The sequence below is a fragment of the Pseudoalteromonas sp. NCCP-2140 genome (assembly GCF_023708065.1).
GTDB lineage: Bacteria > Pseudomonadota > Gammaproteobacteria > Enterobacterales > Alteromonadaceae > Pseudoalteromonas.
Genome location: NZ_BRCZ01000016.1, coordinates 43,659 through 62,625 on the forward strand (window position 1 = coordinate 43,659; position 18,967 = coordinate 62,625).

Consider the following 18,967-nt stretch of genomic DNA (forward strand, 5'->3'; position numbering starts at 1 on the left):
AGTTGCCTAAAGCTCACCATTCATAACTAAATTACCAAGTTTGCGTCGACTTGAACTTCTCTAGAAGTTCTTTAAGTTGAGCTTCAATCTCAGCGTTGTAGTTACCAGTTTCATTGATTTGAGCCATTAGCTCTGCGTATGTGCTGTTTGCATAAGAAATTAGGCCAGCTTCGAAATCCATGATTTTCGCGATTTCGATGTCTTTTAGGTAGCCTTTTTCAGCAGCAAATAGCGACAGAGACATTTCAGCAACAGACATTGGTGCGTACTGTTTCTGCTTCATTAGCTCTGTTACGCGCTCACCATGCTCTAATTGAGCACGTGTTGCATCGTCAAGGTCAGACGCGAACTGCGAGAACGCAGCTAATTCACGGTACTGAGCTAACGCTAGACGGATACCACCACCTAGTTTCTTAACGATTTTAGTTTGCGCTGCACCACCAACACGAGATACCGAGATACCAGCGTTAACAGCTGGACGGATACCTGAGTTGAATAAGTCAGTTTCTAAGAAGATCTGACCATCGGTGATAGAGATAACGTTTGTCGGTACGAACGCAGAAACGTCGCCGCCTTGAGTTTCAATGATTGGCAATGCCGTCAATGAACCTGTTTTACCTTTCACTTCACCGTTAGTGAACTTCTCAACGTAATCAGCGTTTACACGTGATGCACGCTCTAGAAGACGTGAGTGAAGGTAGAATACGTCACCTGGGTATGCTTCACGGCCTGGTGGACGCTTAAGTAGTAATGAGATTTGACGGTAAGCAACAGCTTGCTTAGATAAATCATCATATACGATTAGCGCGTCTTCACCACGGTCACGGAAGTATTCACCCATAGTACAACCAGAGAATGGTGCTAGGTACTGAAGTGCCGCAGATTCAGAAGCAGATGCAACAACAACAATCGTGTTTTCTAATGCACCGTGCTCTTCTAATTTACGTACTACGTTAGCGATAGTAGATGCTTTTTGACCAACTGCAACGTACACACACTTAACGCCTGTACCTTTTTGGTTGATGATAGCATCGATTGCTAATGCAGTTTTACCAGTTTGGCGGTCACCGATCACAAGCTCACGTTGACCACGACCTACTGGGATCATCGCATCGATAGATTTATAACCAGTTTGTACTGGCTCATCTACTGATTGACGTTCGATAACGCCTGGTGCGATTTTCTCAACAGGTTCAAAACCGTCGTTATCTAAAGCGCCTTTACCGTCGATAGGTGCACCTAGTGTGTTAACAACACGACCAAGTAGACCACGACCAACAGGAACCTCTAGGATACGACCAGTTGATTTAACTTTTACGCCTTCTTTAAGGTCAGCGTAAGGACCCATTACTACAGCACCTACTGAGTCACGCTCAAGGTTTAGTGCGATAGCATAACGGTTGCCAGGAAGCTCGATCATCTCACCTTGCATACAGTCAGCAAGACCGTGGATGCGGATGATACCGTCAGTAACAGATACGATAGTACCTTCGTTACGAGCTTCACTTACAACTTCGAACTGCTCAATACGTTGTTTGATCAGATCTGAAATTTCAGTGGAATTAAGTTGCATGCTCTTTTTCCCAATTACGATTGTAGTGATGTAGCTAAGCGGGCTAATTTGCCACGTACTGAGCCGTCGATTACAGTGTCACCCGCCTTAATGATAAGACCGCCAACAACTGTAGTATCTTCACTACAATTCAGCTTAACTTTGCGTGCGAAACGTTTTTCAAGTGCCGCTACCAATGTTGCTTGCTGCTCAGCAGCAAGCGGTGTTGCAGAAATCACGTCAACGTCGATTTCTTTGTCGTAGTCCGCTTTAAATTCAGCGAATAACTCAGCAACAGCAGGCAGTGCAACTAAACGTCCATTTTCAGCCATCACCTTGATTAGGTTCTGACCTTGTTCGTTGAGCTGCTCTGCACAGATCTTGATAAACAGATCTGCTTGTTCAGTAGCAGTAGGCAATCCAGCTAGCGCGGCAGCGGCTTGCTCGTTGCTGGCAACATGGCCAGCAAAGAACAGCATGTCGTTCCAACTTTCAACAGTGCCTTTTTCAACGGCAAGTTCAAAAGCCGCTTTAGCGTATGGGCGAGCGATAGTAGCCAATTCAGACATGCTCATACCCTCCTAATTACAGCTCAGCGACAAGTTTTTCAACGATGTCACTGTGTGCGGCTTGATTGATTTCGCGCTCTAAAATCTTCTCAGCACCAACCACTGCCAGCGTCGCTACTTGTTTACGTAGTTCTTCTGTTACACGGTTACGCTCTGCTTCGATTTCAGAGTGCCCTTGAGCAATAATTTTTTCACGCTCTTGTTGACCACGAACAGTTTCTTCGTCAACGATTAGCGTGGCACGCTTTTTAGCTTGTTCAATGATATCAGCCGCTTGAGCTTTTGCCTCTTTAAGCTGCTCAGCAGCTTTCTTTTGCGCAAGTTCTAAGTCTTTTTCGGCTCTATCAGAGGCAGCTAAACCATCTTCGATTTTCTTCTGGCGAGCTTCAATTGCACCATTTAGTGGTGGCCATACGTATTTCATACAGAAAAGTACGAAAACCGTAAATGCAATTAATTCACCGATAAGAGTGGCTGTTAAGTTCACGACCGCTCCTCCTTAAAATAGTAAGCTGTTCAAAAAATAATATTAAAGTACGAACAACAATACCATTGCGATACCAACACCGATCATAGCTACGGCATCGATTAGACCAGCAAGGATGAACATCTTAACTTGTAATGAAGGTGCAAGTTCAGGTTGACGAGCACAAGCTTCTAGGAATTTACCACCCATGTTACCGAAGCCGATTGCAGTACCGATTGCACCGAAGCCGATAAGTAGAGCAACAGCGATATACTTAAGACCTAATACTAGTTCCATTTTTTTCTCCAAAGTTTCAATTGTAAATTAAAATTAAATTTTAAAAGTGTAAAAAATTAGTGATTATCTGAGCTTGCCATGCTTAGGTATACGATTGTAAGCATCATGAATACGAATGCTTGCAGTACGATTACTAAGATGTGGAATACAGCCCAAATAAAGTGCAACGGTAGTTGCATTAAACCAACTGCGCCGATCAAGATGAAAATCAACTCACCAGCATATAAGTTACCGAATAAACGCAGTGCTAACGAGAACGGCTTAGCAACTAAAGCGATTGTTTCTAGTAATAAGTTACATGGGATTAAGAACACCATTGCTAGCTTGTTATTAGAGCTAAACGGGTGAAGCGTTAATTCAGCTAAGAATCCGCCAATCCCTTTGATTTTGATTGCGTAACCGATCATCAGAATGAATACACCAATAGCAAGTGCAGCAGTCATGTTGATGTCTGTTGTAGGTACAATCTTCATGTAAACGTCGTGAGAATCCATACCAAATGCTTGCTCGCCAACGAAGCCAGCGAATGCAGGTAGGAAATCAACCGGAATCAAGTCCATTAAGTTCATTAAGAACACCCAAACGAAAATCGTTAGAGCTAATGGAGCGATTAATGCGCTTTTACCGTGGTATGTGTCACGTACGTTGTCTCCAACGAACTCAACGATCATTTCAATGAAACACTGAAATTTACCAGGTACACCGGTATTTGCTTTCTTAGCGGCACTACGGAAGATCCATAAAAATACAAGACCTAGACCGATTGACCATGCGAGGGTATCTATATTCCATGTCCAGAAACCACTGTCTGCACACGCTTTGTTGAAGGCAAGACCAGCGTCGGTCGAGCACATCTTAGCGTTAGTTAAGTGGTGCTGAATATGGCTTGATAGAGTTACTTCTTCTGCAGCCATGTTATATCCCAAAAGTTAATGATTAAAAAAAACGGGCGCAAACAATCCGCTAAATAACACCAATACATAAACACAGAAAAACGGTAATAAAACGACCGTGTAAGACTTCAGTATCAGTGCAAACAAAACGATTGTTAGCATAAATTTTAATCCGTTGCCGCGCTTTAGCGAGGCATACACTTGATTTACTCGACTTGCACCCATATAACGGAATGCATAGACAGCAAATACAAAATTAGGGAGTAGTGCAACAGCTCCGCCAGCAAGCGCTGACTGGCCGGCATTGACTCCCCAACCTATAAAAACAATTACTGCAGCGATTAATGCTACGATACCCTGAAGACAAATTAATTTAAATGCGGCAAGCCTATACGGCCTTGCTAACCTATTAGTCACGTTTTGTTAACCTTTAGAACGTTAAATTGTCAGGGTATGAAAACTGGCGAAATTATACTGATTCCTACCAGTTTTGCAACTTGAGTCGACCCTTTGTAGTGCAAAAACACCACAAATGTCTCTTTTTGGACATGTTATTAATTAATGACGGGAATAGTCTTAATTTATACGGCTTAAAATGCCATCCAACTCATCAAGAGTTGTATAAGAGATAACCAGTTTGCCTTTGCCTTTTTTATTGTAGTTTATTTCTACTTTGGCGCCTAAATTTTCAGCAAGTTTTTGTTCTAACTGTTTGACATCCGGATCTTTTTCTTGCACTTCTTTTTTCGGAGCTGGTTCTAAGATAGAGCGAACTAATTTCTCAGTTTCACGAACAGTCAACGCTTTAGCAACCGCTAATCTAGCAGCATCTGACTGCGCTTCGCCTTCAAGTGCCAATAAACAACGTGCATGACCCATTTCGATGTCGCCATGCTCTAACAGGATTTTAACATCTTCGTTAAGATTATTTAGACGTAGTAAATTAGTCACAGTCGTACGCGATTTACCAACAGCTTCGGCGACTTGTTGATGAGTGAGTTCAAATTCGTTAAGTAAACGATTCAATGCAATCGCTTCTTCCATCGCGTTTAGGTCTTCACGTTGGATATTTTCAATCAATGCGATTGCAACGGCAGCTTCATCTGGTACATCTTTGATGATACATGGAACAGCATCTAATTTTGCAAGTTGAGCAGCACGCCAACGACGTTCACCAGCAATAATTTCATATTTGTCTGCACCAATTTGGCGCACAACAATTGGCTGAATGATGCCTTGAGCACGAATTGAACTGGCTAACTCTTCTAGCGCTTCTTCAGACATGTCTTTACGCGGTTGATATTTACCCGATTGTAAAAACTCAATCGCTAATTTTTGCAGCTCACCTTTGCTTTGCTCTGCAACAACTTCTGAGACTTGCTCTGGTGTTGCTGTCGCTTGTTGCTGATTATTTGCACTTGGGGCAGGTTTTGATGAACTTAATAAAGCGTCGAGTCCTCGGCCTAAACCGCGTTTTTTAGCAGACATGTTATTTTTTTACCTCGAAGTTAGGCTACTGCTGAAGATGTTTTCTCTTTTCTACGTAACATTTCGCCGGCTAGGGCTAAGTAAGCTTTAGCACCACTTGATGCACGGTCATAATACATGGCAGGGGCACCAAAACTCGGCGCTTCTGCTAAACGGACATTACGTGGGATAACGGTACGATATACTTTATCGCCAAAATGTTGTTTTAGTTGTTCTGATACATCATTTGCAAGGCGATTGCGCGGATCATACATGGTGCGCAAAATCCCTTCAATTGTTAACGCTGGATTTACTAGCTTAGATAGCTGAGTAATGGTATCCATTAATGCCGTTAAACCTTCAAGGGCATAATACTCACATTGCATCGGAACTAAAATCGAATCTGCGGCAGCCATTGCATTAACAGTAAGCATGTTAAGTGAAGGCGGGCAGTCGATAAAAATGAAATCGTATTGATCTTGAATTTGTTCAAGCGCATTACGTAAACGCACTTCACGAGCAAACAATTCCATTAGTTTAACTTCAGCGGCAGTCACATCGCCATTAGCAGCAATTAAGTGATACTCACCTGAGGTTTCTTTATTGATCACTTCATCGATTGGTGTTTCTTCAATCAATAAATCGTAAATAGTCGCAACATCACCGTATTTATCGACACCACTACCCATAGTAGCGTTTCCTTGCGGATCAAGATCGATTAATAACACTTTACGCTTCGTCGCGGCCATCGATGCCGCGAGATTCACAGCGGTGGTTGTTTTACCAACACCACCTTTTTGGTTTGCTAATGCGATGACTTTTGCCACAGTGCTCTGATCCCTAGTCTTTAGATAGAATGATTAGATGTCTTTGCGCATCTAACTCAGGTACTTCCAAGCTGATTTTTTCATCAAACTTAATACCTTTAGGTAATGAGTCTAGTTCTTCGCTTGGAAATACGCCTTTTAAGGCGATAAATTTACCTGAATGATCAATCAAGTGCGCACACCAGTCAACCATATCTTGTAAAGAGGCGAATGCACGACTTAATACACCATCTAATTTAACACTTGGTTGATATTCTTCAACTCTAGACTGCACTGGGGTTACACTTTCAAGGCCAAGTGCATGTTTTACCTGCATCAAAAAGCGCACGCGTTTACCTAAACTATCTAACAATACAAATTGTGTATCAGGTAAAGCGATGGCTAATACGATACCCGGTAAACCAGGACCGGTACCTACATCAATGTAATGTTTGCCTTTAAGGTGTGGTGCAACAACTAAGCTATCCATAATATGTTTAACCATCATTTCTTCAGGTAAACGAACAGAGGTTAAGTTATAGGCTTTGTTCCACTTGTCTAATAATTCAACATATTGCACAAGTTGTTGTTGCTGTTTTTCTGTTAGCGCAATATCAGTTTGCGCTAACAGCGAAGTTAATTGTTGTTGTAACACTGTATTCCTCACCAACTACGCAGTCTTGCGCAGTAAGCCTTGCTTTTTCAGATAGACTAATAATAGCGAAATAGCAGCAGGGGTGATACCTGAAATACGTGACGCTTGGCCAATTGTATCTGGACGACTATCAGTAAGCTTTGCGATAACCTCATTTGATAAACCAGAAACAGTTGAATAATCAAAGTCTTTTGGTAATACAGTTTGTTCATGACGTAGCTGCTTATTGATCTCATCTTGCTGACGAGCAATATAGCCTGCGTACTTAGTATGGATCTCAACTTGCTCAAGTGCAGCTTGGTTATCAAACTCAGAACCTAAACCATCGATCGCCATTAAGTCGTTATAACGAATTTCAGGACGACGGATCAGATCTTCAAGGCTCGCTTCACGAGTCAGTGGTGTTTTTAATAATGCATTTACTTGATCAACAGCAACGTGATCTTTGTGGATCCATGTTTCTTTTAAACGTTGCGTTTCTTTTTCGATGATTTCCATTTTTTCGTTAAATGCAGCCCAACGAGCATCGTCAACTAAGCCAAGTTCACGGCCTTTTTCAGTTAAACGAATGTCGGCATTATCTTCACGAAGTAATAAACGGTATTCAGCACGGCTAGTAAACATACGGTACGGTTCTTTAGTACCTAATGTTGCTAGGTCGTCAATTAGTACACCTGTGTATGCTTCATCACGACGAGGTGTCCAAGACTCTTTGCCTTGTACTTGTAATGCGGCGTTCATACCCGCAATTAAACCTTGCGCGCCGGCTTCTTCGTAACCGGTTGTACCATTAATTTGGCCTGCGAAGAATAAACCATTAATAAACTTAGTTTCTAATGATTGCTTTAAGTCGCGCGGATCAAAGAAGTCATACTCAATTGCATAACCTGGACGACAAATATGTGCATTTTCAAAACCAGTGATTGATTGCACAATTTCAAGCTGTACATCAAACGGTAAGCTCGTTGAAATACCATTTGGATATAATTCGTATGATGTTAAACCTTCAGGCTCAACAAAGATTTGATGTTTGTCTTTATCAGCAAAACGTACGATCTTATCTTCGATTGAAGGGCAGTAACGTGGACCAATACCTTCAATTACACCTGAATACATAGGTGAGCGATGTAAGTTATTGCGGATCACATCATGTGTTTTTTCATTTGTATAAGTGATGTAACACGGGATCTGCTGTGGGTGATCCGATTGTTTACCCATAAATGAGAATACAGGTGTTGGGGTATCACCTGGCTGTTCTTGCATCTTGCTAAAATCAACAGTACGCGCATCAATACGAGGAGGCGTGCCTGTTTTTAAGCGATCAACACGGAAAGGTAATTCACGTAAACGCTCTGCAAGTGCAATTGAAGGTGGATCACCGGCACGACCACCTTTGAAGTTCTCTAAACCAATATGGATCTGACCACCTAAGAAAGTACCTACGGTAAGAACCACTGAAGGCGCGCTAAAACGAAGACCCATTTGCGTTACAACACCGATTACTCGATCACCTTCAACGATTAGATCGTCACATGATTGTTGGAAGATCTTTAAGTTTTCTTGATGTTGTAAAGTATGTTGAATAGCTGCTTTATACAAAGCACGGTCAGCTTGTGCACGTGTAGCACGAACTGCAGGGCCTTTAGATGAGTTTAAAGTACGAAATTGAATACCGCCTTTATCAATAGCCTGAGCCATTGCACCACCAAGTGCATCGATCTCTTTAACTAAATGGCCTTTACCAATACCGCCAATTGCCGGGTTACAAGACATTTGACCAAGGGTATCCATATTATGAGTTAGCAATAGGGTATTCATGCCCATGCGAGCAGATGCTAATGCAGCTTCAGTACCTGCATGTCCACCACCTACAACAATAACATCAAAACGTTCGTGAAAAATCATTTATGGGATCCTACTTAATCGACCAGCAAAACTTTGTAAAGGGAGCGTATTCTACCTAGAAATTTAGAGAAGATAAATGATTAAACAGTGCTCAAGATCTAAGTGGGTGATCTCTAATAATATAAAGGATCTTTTAAAGAGATCTTTTATTACTCTTACTACTAGTAACAGCTAGATCTGTTGATAATGTTCGCTTTACTATTTAAAACATGATCTTAACGCAGATCTAAAGGTGTTAATATGATCGGATCTTCCCGCGTAAAAGCTTTGATCAAAAGGGCTATTTATACACAGGGCAATATCGATTGGATCTTATCCAAGGGATAAACTAGGTTAAAATCGCAGTTAGATCAGTGTTTATCCACAATCCGATCTAAATTATCGGTAAATTGTGGGTAACTTTTATAACAACGATCAACACCGATTGGCTTAATTGAGCCCTGCTGATTCGATCCAGCTTGGTAACCAGGCTAATGCCGTGTCTTCTGGCAATGCTTCATCAAGAATATTTAGCTCTAAGCGTTCTGCCACGCGGTTTGCGCCTTTATTAGCTAATAACTCATCTAGATTACGGCCTGCATAGTTATAGGTGTCGTAACTAGTGTCACCCAATCCGATCACACTGTAGTTTAATCCTTTAAGATCAGCCTGTTGGTTAATAGACTCAACAAATGGCAGTAGGTTCTCTGGGTAGTCTCCCGCGCCGTATGTAGAAGTACATAACAACCAAATAGTATCTTGCTGATCAATATCATCAAATACAGGCTGTTCATGAAGCTGCACTTGGATCCCTTGTTGTTCAAGGGCTTCTGCTAGTTGCTCTGCCACGTATTCTGCAGATCCCATTTGGCTGCCAACGATGATATTTACTGATTGCATGTGATTGATCATGTATAGAAATAAGTGGCCACATGATAACTAAGTTAGGGTGTGAGTAAAGCGTTGAATTACGATCTGAATAAGTTTTTCTGCTTAAAATGACAGCTTTAATTCAATGCTTTTTATAATCTACTGTTTTTAATGGTTTTTTATTTTTATTCATAAATCAAACCCTTTGATCAAGCTGTTAATAAATTTGGGGAAAGTTCTGATCAAGCTAAATATTTGAAACTGTATAACTTTGCTAAGTTGTTGATCTTTAATTATGTGTAAGCGCTTAATTTTTCAGATCTGATAAAAGTAGTGAGTATGATCGTTTTGTGGATAGATCGCTTGTTGATAACGATCGGTTTGCAATTTGCGATCAATAAAATAGATCGAAAAAAACTTAAATAAGCGCTAATAAAGGCTGTTTTTAAGAAAATTAGTTATCAAAAAGGGCTGTTGTATGAAAATAAATTCAAATTTCCGCGTTTTTTTATGATCAAATCAGCCTTTAGATCTAAAAAAGCCCCAAATGTGGATAACATTTTTAGCTAAATTCGATCTTAAAAGCTGTTTTGATCTAATTTTTTAGCTCGCTAAGTTAGTTTTCGATCTGAGTTAAACTGGTTTTTATCGTATTTCCGACTAGATCATAGAGTGAATTACCCAATGAAAACCGTTTTGCACCACCAGCGAAAGCGGCTTTTGCTGAGTTAAAATTGCTCATTGCCATAACATTTAATGGCATATCTATTGTGTTAGCTAAGCTGGTTATGTGCTCTATATTAGTTAAGCCGGGCACAAACAGACCGTCTGCACCTGCATCTTGATACGCTTTTGCTCGCTCTAATGTTGCTAGAAAAGGGGAGTCACTAACAAAGTAGGTATCGGTTCTGGCGTTTATAAATAAACCACCGAAGCCATTTTCGTTAAGTGCTTTTTTTATCTCACTAATAATAGTGCATTGTTGTTCGATAGATCTCAGTGCGTTAGTGTCTTTATCTGAGTCCTCTATGTTGATGCCTACAACTCCTAATCTTGCTAACGCTAAAACGTTTTGGCTAATTTTCAGCGGATCATTACTGTAGCCTGACTCTATATCCACAGAAAGTGGAATATGAAGGTGTTCGGTTAAGCTTTTAGCCAGTGCTAATTGAGTTTTAAAAGAGATGTTTTCACCATCAGCTAACCCTAAACTGGCAGCAATTCCCCAGCTGGTTGTTGCTACTGCTTTAGCTCCCGCAGCTTGGATGAATTGTGCTGAACTAAGATCCCACGCATTAGCAAGTATAAAGCCGCTTTGCTGGTGGTGTAATTGGTGAAAGAGTTGATATTTGTCCATGATGTCCTCCGTTTAATGACATCGCTAGACTAATTGATATGAGGTTAATTACTGGCTGGTTTCGGCCCTGAACCGATAATTGATCACTAGACTAAAAACAAAAAAGAGTCTTGCGACTCTTTTTTATAATATTGATGACCGGAATTTATTTACCGATACAGAACGAACTAAAGATTTTCCCTAGCAAGTCATCAGAGGTAAATTCACCCGTTATCTCATTTAAGAACTGTTGAGTTAGGCGTAACTCTTCAGCCAAGATCTCACCAGCAATATGCATCTCTAATTGCTCTTTGCCTGTGTTTAAATGATAGGCTGCGTGATCAAGTGCATCTAAGTGACGGCGGCGTGCCATGAATCCACCTTCTGTGGCACCTTGGAAACCTATACATGCCTTTAAGTGAGTACGAACTAACTCTATACCCTCTGCATTTTTGGCACTTAAACGGATCACCGGATATTGATCATGTTCATCCATACCGACATTTTCACCGGAAATATCGGCTTTATTTCGGATGACAGTAACACCCATCCCCTCTGGTAACTTGGCCATAAACTCTGGCCAAATATCATGAGGATCAGTGGCTGATGTATCTGTGCCGTCTAACATAAATAGTACGCGATCGGCTTGGTTAATTTCATCCCATGCGCGTTCAATACCAATTTGCTCTACTTTATCTGGGCTTTCACGCAGGCCTGCGGTATCAATAATATGTAGTGGCATACCATCAATGTGGATATGTTCGCGTAATACGTCACGTGTTGTACCTGCTATTTCGGTAACGATGGCTGCATCACGGCCAGCTAACGCATTTAATAAGCTTGATTTACCAGCGTTAGGGCGACCCGCAATAACAACACGCATACCTTCACGCATGATGCTACCTTGTTTAGCTTGCTGAGTTACATTCTCTAATTGATCAATAATGGCATTGAGATCTGCGGATACTTTACCGTCTGATAAAAAGTCGATTTCTTCATCAGGAAAATCAATTGCAGCTTCAACATACATACGTAGGTGAATGACTTTCTCCACCAGCGTTTCAATATGTTTAGAGAATTCACCTTGCAGTGATTGGAGGGCGCTTTTTGCTGCTTGTTCACTGGTTGCATTAATTAAATCGGCAATTGCCTCTGCTTGAGTTAAATCAAGCTTATCATTCATGAATGCGCGTTCAGAGAACTCACCTGGTTTTGCTAAACGTACACCGTCAATTTGGCTAATTTCTTTTAATAGCATATCTAATACGACAGGGCCGCCGTGACCTTGTAGTTCTAGTACGTCTTCGCCGGTAAATGAATTTGGCCCTTGGAAGTAAATAGCAATACCTTGGTCAAGCTGTTCACCGTTCAAGCTTTTAAATGGTACATAGTCTGCGTAACGTGTTTTAGGACAACGGCCAATAATCTGTTCTGCCACTGTTTTAGCTAAGCTGCCAGAGACGCGAATAATACCAACCCCACCACGTCCTGGTGCGGTCGCTTGTGCTGCAATTGTGTCTTGATTAATCATGCGATGAAATAATGCCAATAAAAGAATGAATGCTGGCTCTATTGTAACCTATGGCTTAATTTCATGCGAATAGCTGTTTGAGTAATGAAGTAGCAAAAGTCTGATGTAAGTAATACTTTATTTAGCTTTAATTAATAATAAACGGCCATTGCAAATGATAATTATATTCATTACCATGTTGCGCATTCTAAATCTTATTGTTTTTTATTATGCGTCTTTCTGCTGTTTTTATTGCACTTGCTGCTGGTTTTTCGGGCGTTGCTCATGCTCAAACTGAAGTGACTACTCCGGATCAAAGTGATTCTAAAGAACTCGAAAAAATAGAAGTTGTTGGCCGTGCGTTCTCTTTATATCGCCCAACCGAGTCAAGTTTTGCTACTCGTACCAATACACCTTTAGAGAAAATTCCTCAGTCAATTCAAATTTTGCCGCAGGAGCTGATTAGCGATCAGGCTGCTCGCCAAATTACCGACCTTTATAGCAATATTGCTGGCGTTAATGCCTTTAGTTATTCAGGCGTGACATTCCGTGGTTTCCGCCAAGATGAGATTTTATATGATGGTGTAAAGGGCGACCCTTTCAATGGCTTTGCTGTACCGCAATTATTTAATATTGAACAAGTTGCGGTTTTAAAAGGACCTGCTGGCGCTATATACGGTAGTGGTAATCCGGGTGGTATTATTAACTATGTAACTAAGAAGCCTAAATTCACCAGTGAACACAGTATTGAAGTTGAAGTAGGTAATGATGACTTCTTCAGTGGTGCATTAGAAAGCACTGGAACATTGAGTGAATCACTTGATAATCATGCTTACCGTGTTGGTCTTTACCGTGATACTGAAAAGCCATTCCGTGCTAATACTAGCAGCGATAATACCATTGTTGATCTTGGTTATACGTGGCTTATCAATAGTGCAACCGAATTGACCACTCAGTATACCTATATAGAGCAAGAGTTGGGTGGGGCACGTTTACGTGGTGTACCTGCTGATGATAATGGCAATTTTTTAACTGATATTAGCTGGAATCATAACGAGGCGACAGACTTTCAAAATGTTGAAGCCCATGTCTATCAGGCAACTTTAAAACATGAATTTAATGATGTTTGGCGCACAGATGTCACAGCACGTTATTTTGATAACAAAGAAGTGCAAAACTACCATGAACCAAGAGGCCTCGTTGATACAGATGACGACGGTATTGTTGATTGGAGCCATCGTGAGTTTCGTGATCAAGTACGTGAGAACGAAGGCTTTAGCTTAACAGCTAATGCGATTGCAGAATTTACAGTTGCAGACATGCAGCATCAAGTGCTGTTTGGTAGTGATTGGTATGAACATGATTTTGAAAGCGTCTACCGTACAGCTACGCAACAAAGTAAAGGTGGCCCAGTACCAGGACTTGATCTTAACAACCCTGAGTATGGTTTAACCTCTGCAGATGATTATGATCTTGATAGTATTACCCCACGGCTTGGTAAAACGAATAGCACCCGCTTTGGTGCTTACTTGCAAGATCAACTAGATATCACCGCTAATTGGAGTGTGACAGCTGGCTTAAGGTATGATCGTTTTGAAGATAAAGATCTGTTAAATCAAACCGAGTTTTCTGATAGCGACTTAACCTACCGTATTGGTACCAGCTATAACATTAATAATATGTTCTTCCCTTATGCGCTACATGGCACTGGCTTTGTGCCGCAAAGTGCGAGTAATCAAGAAACAGCAAAGGGCGGTCCGTTCTCGCCGGAAACTAGCCGCATTAACGAGTTAGGTTTAAGAACCAAGCTATTAGCAGACACACTTGCTGTTAATATGGCTGTGTACGATATTGTCCGCGAAAACATCCTGCAGCCTAGCTTATTAGGTGATGTTGCAGGTGACGGCGTTGATGACCTAGTTGCCGTTGGTGAAGTACAAAGTAAGGGTTTTGAACTCGAAGTGGTTGGTGACATCACTGAGCGCTGGGTAGTTACTGCAAGCTACGCTTATAATGATACCCGTATAACTAAAGCCAACGACAGCATTCGTAACCAAATTCCAGATAGCGATAAATTTGCTAACGCGCCGCAAAATACTCTAGGTATATGGACACGCTATGAGCTACCTAGCTTATCGTCATCTATTTCTGCTGGCTTAGATTATGTTGATGAACAGCTTAGTTTAGGCGGTCAACGTGTTAAACCTTACACTGTTTACAACATGGCGTGGCAAACAACCGTTGATAACTGGCAATGGCAGCTATCAGTTAAGAACCTATTTGATAAAGAATACGCAAGCAGTGGCTTTATCGAGCGAACAGGGCACTTTCCTGGTGAGCCACGCCGTGTCTATTTAAGTGCTAAATACAGTTTTTAATGGTGGCGTGTGAACGCTAAAAGTTGGTTTAACTTACATTCTTGGGCAGGACTCTTCGTTGGAGTCCTGTTTTTTGTTACCTGCGTATCGGGGACACTCGCTACGTTAAGTCATGAACTCGAGTACTTAACAGACGCTAAGTACCGTGCTTTAACTTCTTCAGCCTCTACTAACTACCCAGCTCTCGAAAACACCCTTAATAAGCATTATCCGCAAGCTCAGTTACTTTATATCCAACGTCATAAGCAAGATTACCTTGCCACTGAAGCGGCTCTTAAAGTCGGTGATTCATTTCGCTTTGTTTATTTAGATGCTGCAACGGGTCGCTTACTCGGTGAAGGAGAATGGGGGCGGATATCACGGTTTTTACGTAACTGGCATATGAACTTGTCGATGGGCTGGATGGGTAAACTAATCGTCACCAGTTTGAGTATTTTACTCGTTATTTTATTGGTCTCGAGTTTTTATGTGTATCGGCGCTGGTGGCAAGGCTTTATGAAAAAGCCTGCTGCGCTAAGCCTAGATAAACGTAGTAGTTGGTCTGATTGGCATAAGCTGTTAGGGCTTTGGAGTTTATGGTTTATTGCTGTGATGGCCATCACAGGGGTTTGGTATCTGGTAGAACATGGGCTGCAAACTGCGAATGTACCTCACTATGTCTCTAGTCCACCAGCCGTGAGTGAGTTTAAAAAACAAAGCCCTAGCAAAGGTCTATCGCCAATTAGTTTATCTGCTGCTTATGAAGCTGCTCAACAGGCGTTTCCTAGCCTTGATATTCGCTATATTCGTTATCCGAGTAAAGCGGATCAGCCTATTGAAGTGCGTGGTTATAACGATGATATTTTATTGCGCCTGCGTGCTAACCGGGTTTATTTAAAACCAAGTTCCGGTGAAGTTCTTGGTATACAAAAAGGGGAAGAACTAAACCTGCTTCCACGAATTAAAGACACCGCTGATCCGCTGCACTTTGGTAACTTTGCAGGCATTGGTACCAAGCTTATTTGGGGGTTATTTGGTGCATTGATGAGCTTTGTAAGCGCTGCTGGCATCTATATGAGTTGGCTTAGGGTTAAGCGTAAAACAACGGCTGTAAAGTGGCTTGGTTTATCTGGGGTGGTTGCAATCGGTTTGGTAGTTGCTTCGCTACTAACAACAAGTTTGAGCTTTACTGAACGCAGTGTGCCTAATCAAGTTTATTCTCCTATTCTCGGTTAGCTTTTTTCCAGGCATTAAAAAAGGCGCAGTTAGCGCCTTTTTTATTGGGTTAAGAGTTTAGCCTCTTACCTTAATACCTTTTTTCTCCATGCCGCGGTAGATGATTAGCATCTGTGCGATTGAGATAAGGTTCGATACTAACCAGTAAAGTACTAGGCCAGATGGGAACCATAAGAAGAAAATAGAGAATACTACAGGCATAAAGGTCATCATTTTTTGCTGCATAGGGTCAGTAACCGTCATAGGTTGCAGCTTTTGAGTGATGAACATACTTAAACCAAATAAAACCGGTAATACGTAGTATGGGTCCATTGCTGATAAGTCATTTAACCATAAAACGAATTCAGCATGACGTAGCTCAGTTGACTCTAAGAATACGTAGAATAACGCTAAGAAGATTGGCATTTGTAGTAACAGTGGGAAACAGCCACCCATAGGGTTCACTTTTTCTTTGCGGTACATTTCCATCATAGCCTGACCGAATTTTTGACGGTCATCACCATACTTTTCTTTTAGTGCAGCCATTTTAGGCTGAAGTGCACGCATCTTCGCCATTGACGTGTATTGTGCTTTAGTAAGCGGGTACATTGCCGTTTTAACGATAACCGTGATTGCAATGATAGCTAGACCCCAGTTACCTAGGATGCTGTGTAACCACTTAAGTAGTACGAATAATGGTTGTGAGATAAACCATAACCAACCGTAGTCTACAGTTAGGTCTAAGTCTGGGTGAATTGCTTCTAGTACGTCAGACTCTTTCGGGCCCATATAGTAAGTTGAGCTAAGTGTTGCTTGCGTACCAGCTTGTACGTTAACTGCTTCACCTTTAGTACCAATAATTGCCGCATTCCCAGCAACTAATTTGCTGTAAAGGGTATTTTGTTGGTCTTGCTTTGGTACCCATGCACTTACAAAGTAGTGTTGAATAAATGCAATGTAGCCGCCAGCTGTAGTGATGTTAAGATTTTTATCAGCCATGTCTGAGAAGCTGTACTTTTCGTATGGCTCTTCTTCAGTACCAAATGCTGCACCTAAGTAGTTTTGATCTACTAAGCTACCTTTTTCTTGTACTGTGCGTTTTACTTGCGTGTATAACTGAACTTGAATTGGATCAGCTGTTACGTTGTTTACTGTGTACTCTAAATCTACAGCGTAGTCGCCTTTTTTGAAGATATAAGTTTTAGTAAACGTCACACCTTTACTGTCAGTAAACTCAAGTGGTACACTTAGCTCATCACCCGTTAAAGTAAATGCTTTTTGTGTGGTTTTATAAACAGGGCGACCAGCAACAGTTGCGTCAGGACCATTTAAACCAATTAAGCCACTTTGCGAGAAGTATTGCTTACCATCGAACTCACCTAATAGCATGTAAGGTGTGTTACTGCCTTTTTCTTCTTCGTACTGAAGTAAGTCTGTTTCAATGATGTCACCACCACGGGTGTCAATTTTAACAGTGAATACGTCAGTTGTTACATCGATAACTGAGCGCTTTGCTGTCGTTACAGCTGGAACTTCACCGTCAGATGATGCAGGAATAAAGTCATCAGATTCTGGTGTTGTTGCGCCTAGTGTTTGTGTTGTGGCACTTGGATCAGCCTTTGGTGCGTTGTAGTCGTTATTCCATTCTTGAAATAATAAAAACGACACAAGCATCAAGCCGATTAATAAAAACGTGCGTTGCGATTCCATAACAGCTCTTATTTCTCGTGTTGGTGGTTAATATGATTTTTTGCCGGTACGGGATCATCCCCACCAGCATGTAAAGGGTGGCATTTTAATATGCGTTTAACAGCTAACCAACTGCCTTTTACACTTCCATGCAAATTAATTGCTTGAATAGCGTAACTAGAGCAGGTTGGATTAAAACGACAATGCGGGCCTAATAGTGGGCTTATCCATTTTTGATAGCCGCGTATTAGCATGACTAAACAGCGCTTTGGAATAGCAACAAGTGGTTTAAGTAACCTCATGATGTGTCTGCCCCTGCGTTAATTTAGTCAATGGATACCATGAATTTAAATTCCCATCGTAGAATTTTAAATGCATGATTAAAAGGTGAGCTAAAGATACCTTAATTAAGCCTGTAATTCTATTGCTATCAGGCTTGTTTATTAGATTTAGCTGATTTATTCGGGCGTTTTTTAAATGGTGGTGGTTTAGGTGCACCAGGCTTGCAGCGTTCGTTAATTTTTCGCCACAATTTATTTAGTTGCTTTGTTAGCTCTTCGTTTGACTGTTCATCAATACCACTTTTAACCATAAGCACAATATCAATGTTATCGAGTTTATGTTGATTTAAACGGAAACTTTCGCGAGCAAGTCGTTTAATTCGATTACGTTGACAGGCTTTTTTAACGCGTTTTTTTGCGACCGTAAGACCTAATCGAGGATTAGTTTGGTCATTGCGTTTAGCTAATAGGGTAAAGAAAGGAGTCGCAGCGCGTGCTGGTTCATTAAAGATTCGAGAGTAATGCGAGGGAGTTAACAGACGTAACTCCCTGCTGAAGCTAAAGTCTTCCACTTATATATTAAGCAGAAAGAACTTTACGGCCTTTAGCACGACGACGAGCTAATACTTTACGGCCATTTGCTGTTGCCATACGAGCACGGAAACCGTGTGTACGTTTGCGTTTTAAAACGCTAGGTTGAAAAGTTCTTTTCATAACAATTCCATCCGATCGGTTAAGGTTAAAACATCCTATGCAGGTCGCGATCCTGGCACAGGTGCCATTGCGAGCGCGAGATATTATAGATGAAGACAACAAAAGTCAATCATTAAAACGCTGCAGAGGCCGTAATTATAAAGGATCCTTTTAACTGATCATATAGGATCATCATAAATAAGAAGTTTTCCACAGCCTCTGTATAAAAAGTGAATAAAAGCTTGGGAAAAGCCAATTCGATCGTAGAATTTGATCGCGATCTGGCTGCAAATTTGTTATGATCACTGTTCGAGCTTAAAAAATAATTTTCTTAAAAATCAGTGTTTTATTCTTTTATGTTGCTGAGATCATATTTTTCATAAAAATCAATCTTGTACTTGTGGATAAAGTACCTTCATAATAGTCG

The 18,967-nt window shown here is 41.2% G+C and carries 19 protein-coding genes; 2 read left to right on the forward strand and 17 right to left on the reverse strand.

Translation table 11 applies throughout. The features are described 5' to 3' along the window. Positions 1–31 precede the first annotated feature (31 nt). From atpA to mnmE, 13 genes are all read right to left on the reverse strand, one after another. On the reverse strand, positions 32–1,573 hold the full coding sequence (gene atpA / locus NFU46_RS19270; RefSeq protein ID WP_054554809.1) for a F0F1 ATP synthase subunit alpha: 1,542 nt from the start codon (positions 1,571–1,573) through the stop codon (positions 32–34). Between the two features lie 14 nt (positions 1,574–1,587). Further along, entirely contained in the window at positions 1,588–2,121 is a 534-nt protein-coding gene (gene atpH / locus NFU46_RS19275; protein WP_054554808.1) for a F0F1 ATP synthase subunit delta, read from the reverse strand. A gap of 16 nt (positions 2,122–2,137) precedes the next feature. After that, a complete protein-coding gene (gene atpF / locus NFU46_RS19280; protein ID WP_054554807.1) occupies positions 2,138–2,608 on the reverse strand; it encodes a F0F1 ATP synthase subunit B in 471 nt (156 codons plus the stop codon). Between the two features lie 42 nt (positions 2,609–2,650). Further along, positions 2,651–2,884: a F0F1 ATP synthase subunit C gene (gene atpE, locus NFU46_RS19285; RefSeq protein ID WP_004335261.1), complete on the reverse strand. Its 234-nt coding sequence runs from the start codon at positions 2,882–2,884 to the stop codon at positions 2,651–2,653. Between the two features lie 56 nt (positions 2,885–2,940). Then, positions 2,941–3,798: a F0F1 ATP synthase subunit A gene (atpB, locus tag NFU46_RS19290; RefSeq protein WP_054554806.1), complete on the reverse strand. Its 858-nt coding sequence runs from the start codon at positions 3,796–3,798 to the stop codon at positions 2,941–2,943. Between the two features lie 15 nt (positions 3,799–3,813). Next, positions 3,814–4,194, reverse strand: coding sequence for an ATP synthase subunit I (locus tag NFU46_RS19295; RefSeq protein ID WP_054554805.1), 381 nt, complete (start codon positions 4,192–4,194; stop codon positions 3,814–3,816). A gap of 159 nt (positions 4,195–4,353) precedes the next feature. Then, positions 4,354–5,265, reverse strand: a complete 912-nt coding sequence (locus NFU46_RS19300; RefSeq protein ID WP_054554804.1) for a ParB/RepB/Spo0J family partition protein — start codon at positions 5,263–5,265, stop codon at positions 4,354–4,356. Between the two features lie 20 nt (positions 5,266–5,285). Then, positions 5,286–6,071, reverse strand: coding sequence for a ParA family protein (locus NFU46_RS19305; RefSeq protein ID WP_054554803.1), 786 nt, complete (start codon positions 6,069–6,071; stop codon positions 5,286–5,288). Positions 6,072–6,084: 13 nt separating this feature from the next. Then, a complete protein-coding gene (gene rsmG, locus NFU46_RS19310; RefSeq protein ID WP_251604122.1) occupies positions 6,085–6,705 on the reverse strand; it encodes a 16S rRNA (guanine(527)-N(7))-methyltransferase RsmG in 621 nt (206 codons plus the stop codon). 15 nt (positions 6,706–6,720) lie between these two features. Further along, positions 6,721–8,610 (reverse strand): tRNA uridine-5-carboxymethylaminomethyl(34) synthesis enzyme MnmG, encoded by a 1,890-nt coding sequence (gene mnmG, locus NFU46_RS19315; protein WP_054554801.1) that lies wholly within the window; start codon positions 8,608–8,610, stop codon positions 6,721–6,723. Positions 8,611–9,039: 429 nt separating this feature from the next. Beyond that, positions 9,040–9,489: an FMN-binding protein MioC gene (mioC, locus tag NFU46_RS19320; RefSeq protein WP_054554800.1), complete on the reverse strand. Its 450-nt coding sequence runs from the start codon at positions 9,487–9,489 to the stop codon at positions 9,040–9,042. A 586-nt stretch (positions 9,490–10,075) separates the two neighbouring features. After that, positions 10,076–10,816 carry an isocitrate lyase/phosphoenolpyruvate mutase family protein gene (locus NFU46_RS19325; RefSeq protein ID WP_251604124.1) on the reverse strand — a complete coding sequence of 247 codons (741 nt, stop codon included), beginning with the start codon at positions 10,814–10,816 and terminating at the stop codon, positions 10,076–10,078. 145 nt (positions 10,817–10,961) lie between these two features. Beyond that, on the reverse strand, positions 10,962–12,326 hold the full coding sequence (mnmE, locus tag NFU46_RS19330; RefSeq protein WP_175083285.1) for a tRNA uridine-5-carboxymethylaminomethyl(34) synthesis GTPase MnmE: 1,365 nt from the start codon (positions 12,324–12,326) through the stop codon (positions 10,962–10,964). 209 nt (positions 12,327–12,535) lie between these two features. Here mnmE and NFU46_RS19335 point away from each other — a divergent pair, with 209 nt between their 5' ends. Continuing rightward, the gene (locus NFU46_RS19335) at positions 12,536–14,683 is read left to right on the forward strand and encodes a TonB-dependent siderophore receptor (RefSeq protein WP_251604126.1); all 2,148 of its coding nucleotides are present in this window, start codon (positions 12,536–12,538) and stop codon (positions 14,681–14,683) included. A gap of 9 nt (positions 14,684–14,692) precedes the next feature. Then, a complete protein-coding gene (locus NFU46_RS19340) occupies positions 14,693–15,898 on the forward strand; it encodes a PepSY domain-containing protein (protein WP_251604129.1) in 1,206 nt (401 codons plus the stop codon). A gap of 57 nt (positions 15,899–15,955) precedes the next feature. Here the strand turns inward: NFU46_RS19340 and yidC are convergent, their stop codons facing one another. The 4 genes from yidC to rpmH all read right to left on the reverse strand — a co-directional run bounded on the left by yidC (position 15,956) and on the right by rpmH (position 18,561). Continuing rightward, complete coding sequence (yidC, locus tag NFU46_RS19345) at positions 15,956–17,587, reverse strand: membrane protein insertase YidC (protein WP_251604131.1); 1,632 nt, start codon at positions 17,585–17,587, stop codon at positions 15,956–15,958. Positions 17,588–17,595: 8 nt separating this feature from the next. Next, positions 17,596–17,868: a membrane protein insertion efficiency factor YidD gene (gene yidD / locus NFU46_RS19350; RefSeq protein ID WP_054563758.1), complete on the reverse strand. Its 273-nt coding sequence runs from the start codon at positions 17,866–17,868 to the stop codon at positions 17,596–17,598. Between the two features lie 128 nt (positions 17,869–17,996). Beyond that, the gene (gene rnpA, locus NFU46_RS19355; RefSeq protein WP_058583673.1) at positions 17,997–18,419 is read right to left on the reverse strand and encodes a ribonuclease P protein component; all 423 of its coding nucleotides are present in this window, start codon (positions 18,417–18,419) and stop codon (positions 17,997–17,999) included. Positions 18,420–18,426: 7 nt separating this feature from the next. Further along, positions 18,427–18,561, reverse strand: coding sequence for a 50S ribosomal protein L34 (gene rpmH / locus NFU46_RS19360; RefSeq protein WP_008488847.1), 135 nt, complete (start codon positions 18,559–18,561; stop codon positions 18,427–18,429). Positions 18,562–18,967 lie beyond the last annotated feature (406 nt).

Bases quoted from the DNA above. Each gene is read 5' to 3' on its own strand.
- atpA (WP_054554809.1), bottom strand. From the start codon at position 1,573: ATGCAACTTAATTCCACTGAAATTTCAGATCTGATCAAACAACGTATT.
- atpH (WP_054554808.1), bottom strand. From the start codon at position 2,121: ATGTCTGAATTGGCTACTATCGCTCGCCCATACGCTAAAGCGGCTTTT.
- atpE (WP_004335261.1), bottom strand. From the start codon at position 2,884: ATGGAACTAGTATTAGGTCTTAAGTATATCGCTGTTGCTCTACTTATC.
- atpB (WP_054554806.1), bottom strand. From the start codon at position 3,798: ATGGCTGCAGAAGAAGTAACTCTATCAAGCCATATTCAGCACCACTTA.
- NFU46_RS19300 (WP_054554804.1), bottom strand. From the start codon at position 5,265: ATGTCTGCTAAAAAACGCGGTTTAGGCCGAGGACTCGACGCTTTATTA.
- mnmG (WP_054554801.1), bottom strand. From the start codon at position 8,610: ATGATTTTTCACGAACGTTTTGATGTTATTGTTGTAGGTGGTGGACAT.
- mioC (WP_054554800.1), bottom strand. From the start codon at position 9,489: ATGCAATCAGTAAATATCATCGTTGGCAGCCAAATGGGATCTGCAGAA.
- NFU46_RS19325 (WP_251604124.1), bottom strand. From the start codon at position 10,816: ATGGACAAATATCAACTCTTTCACCAATTACACCACCAGCAAAGCGGC.
- mnmE (WP_175083285.1), bottom strand. From the start codon at position 12,326: ATGATTAATCAAGACACAATTGCAGCACAAGCGACCGCACCAGGACGT.
- NFU46_RS19335 (WP_251604126.1), top strand. From the start codon at position 12,536: ATGCGTCTTTCTGCTGTTTTTATTGCACTTGCTGCTGGTTTTTCGGGC.
- yidC (WP_251604131.1), bottom strand. From the start codon at position 17,587: ATGGAATCGCAACGCACGTTTTTATTAATCGGCTTGATGCTTGTGTCG.
- yidD (WP_054563758.1), bottom strand. From the start codon at position 17,868: ATGAGGTTACTTAAACCACTTGTTGCTATTCCAAAGCGCTGTTTAGTC.
- rpmH (WP_008488847.1), bottom strand. From the start codon at position 18,561: ATGAAAAGAACTTTTCAACCTAGCGTTTTAAAACGCAAACGTACACAC.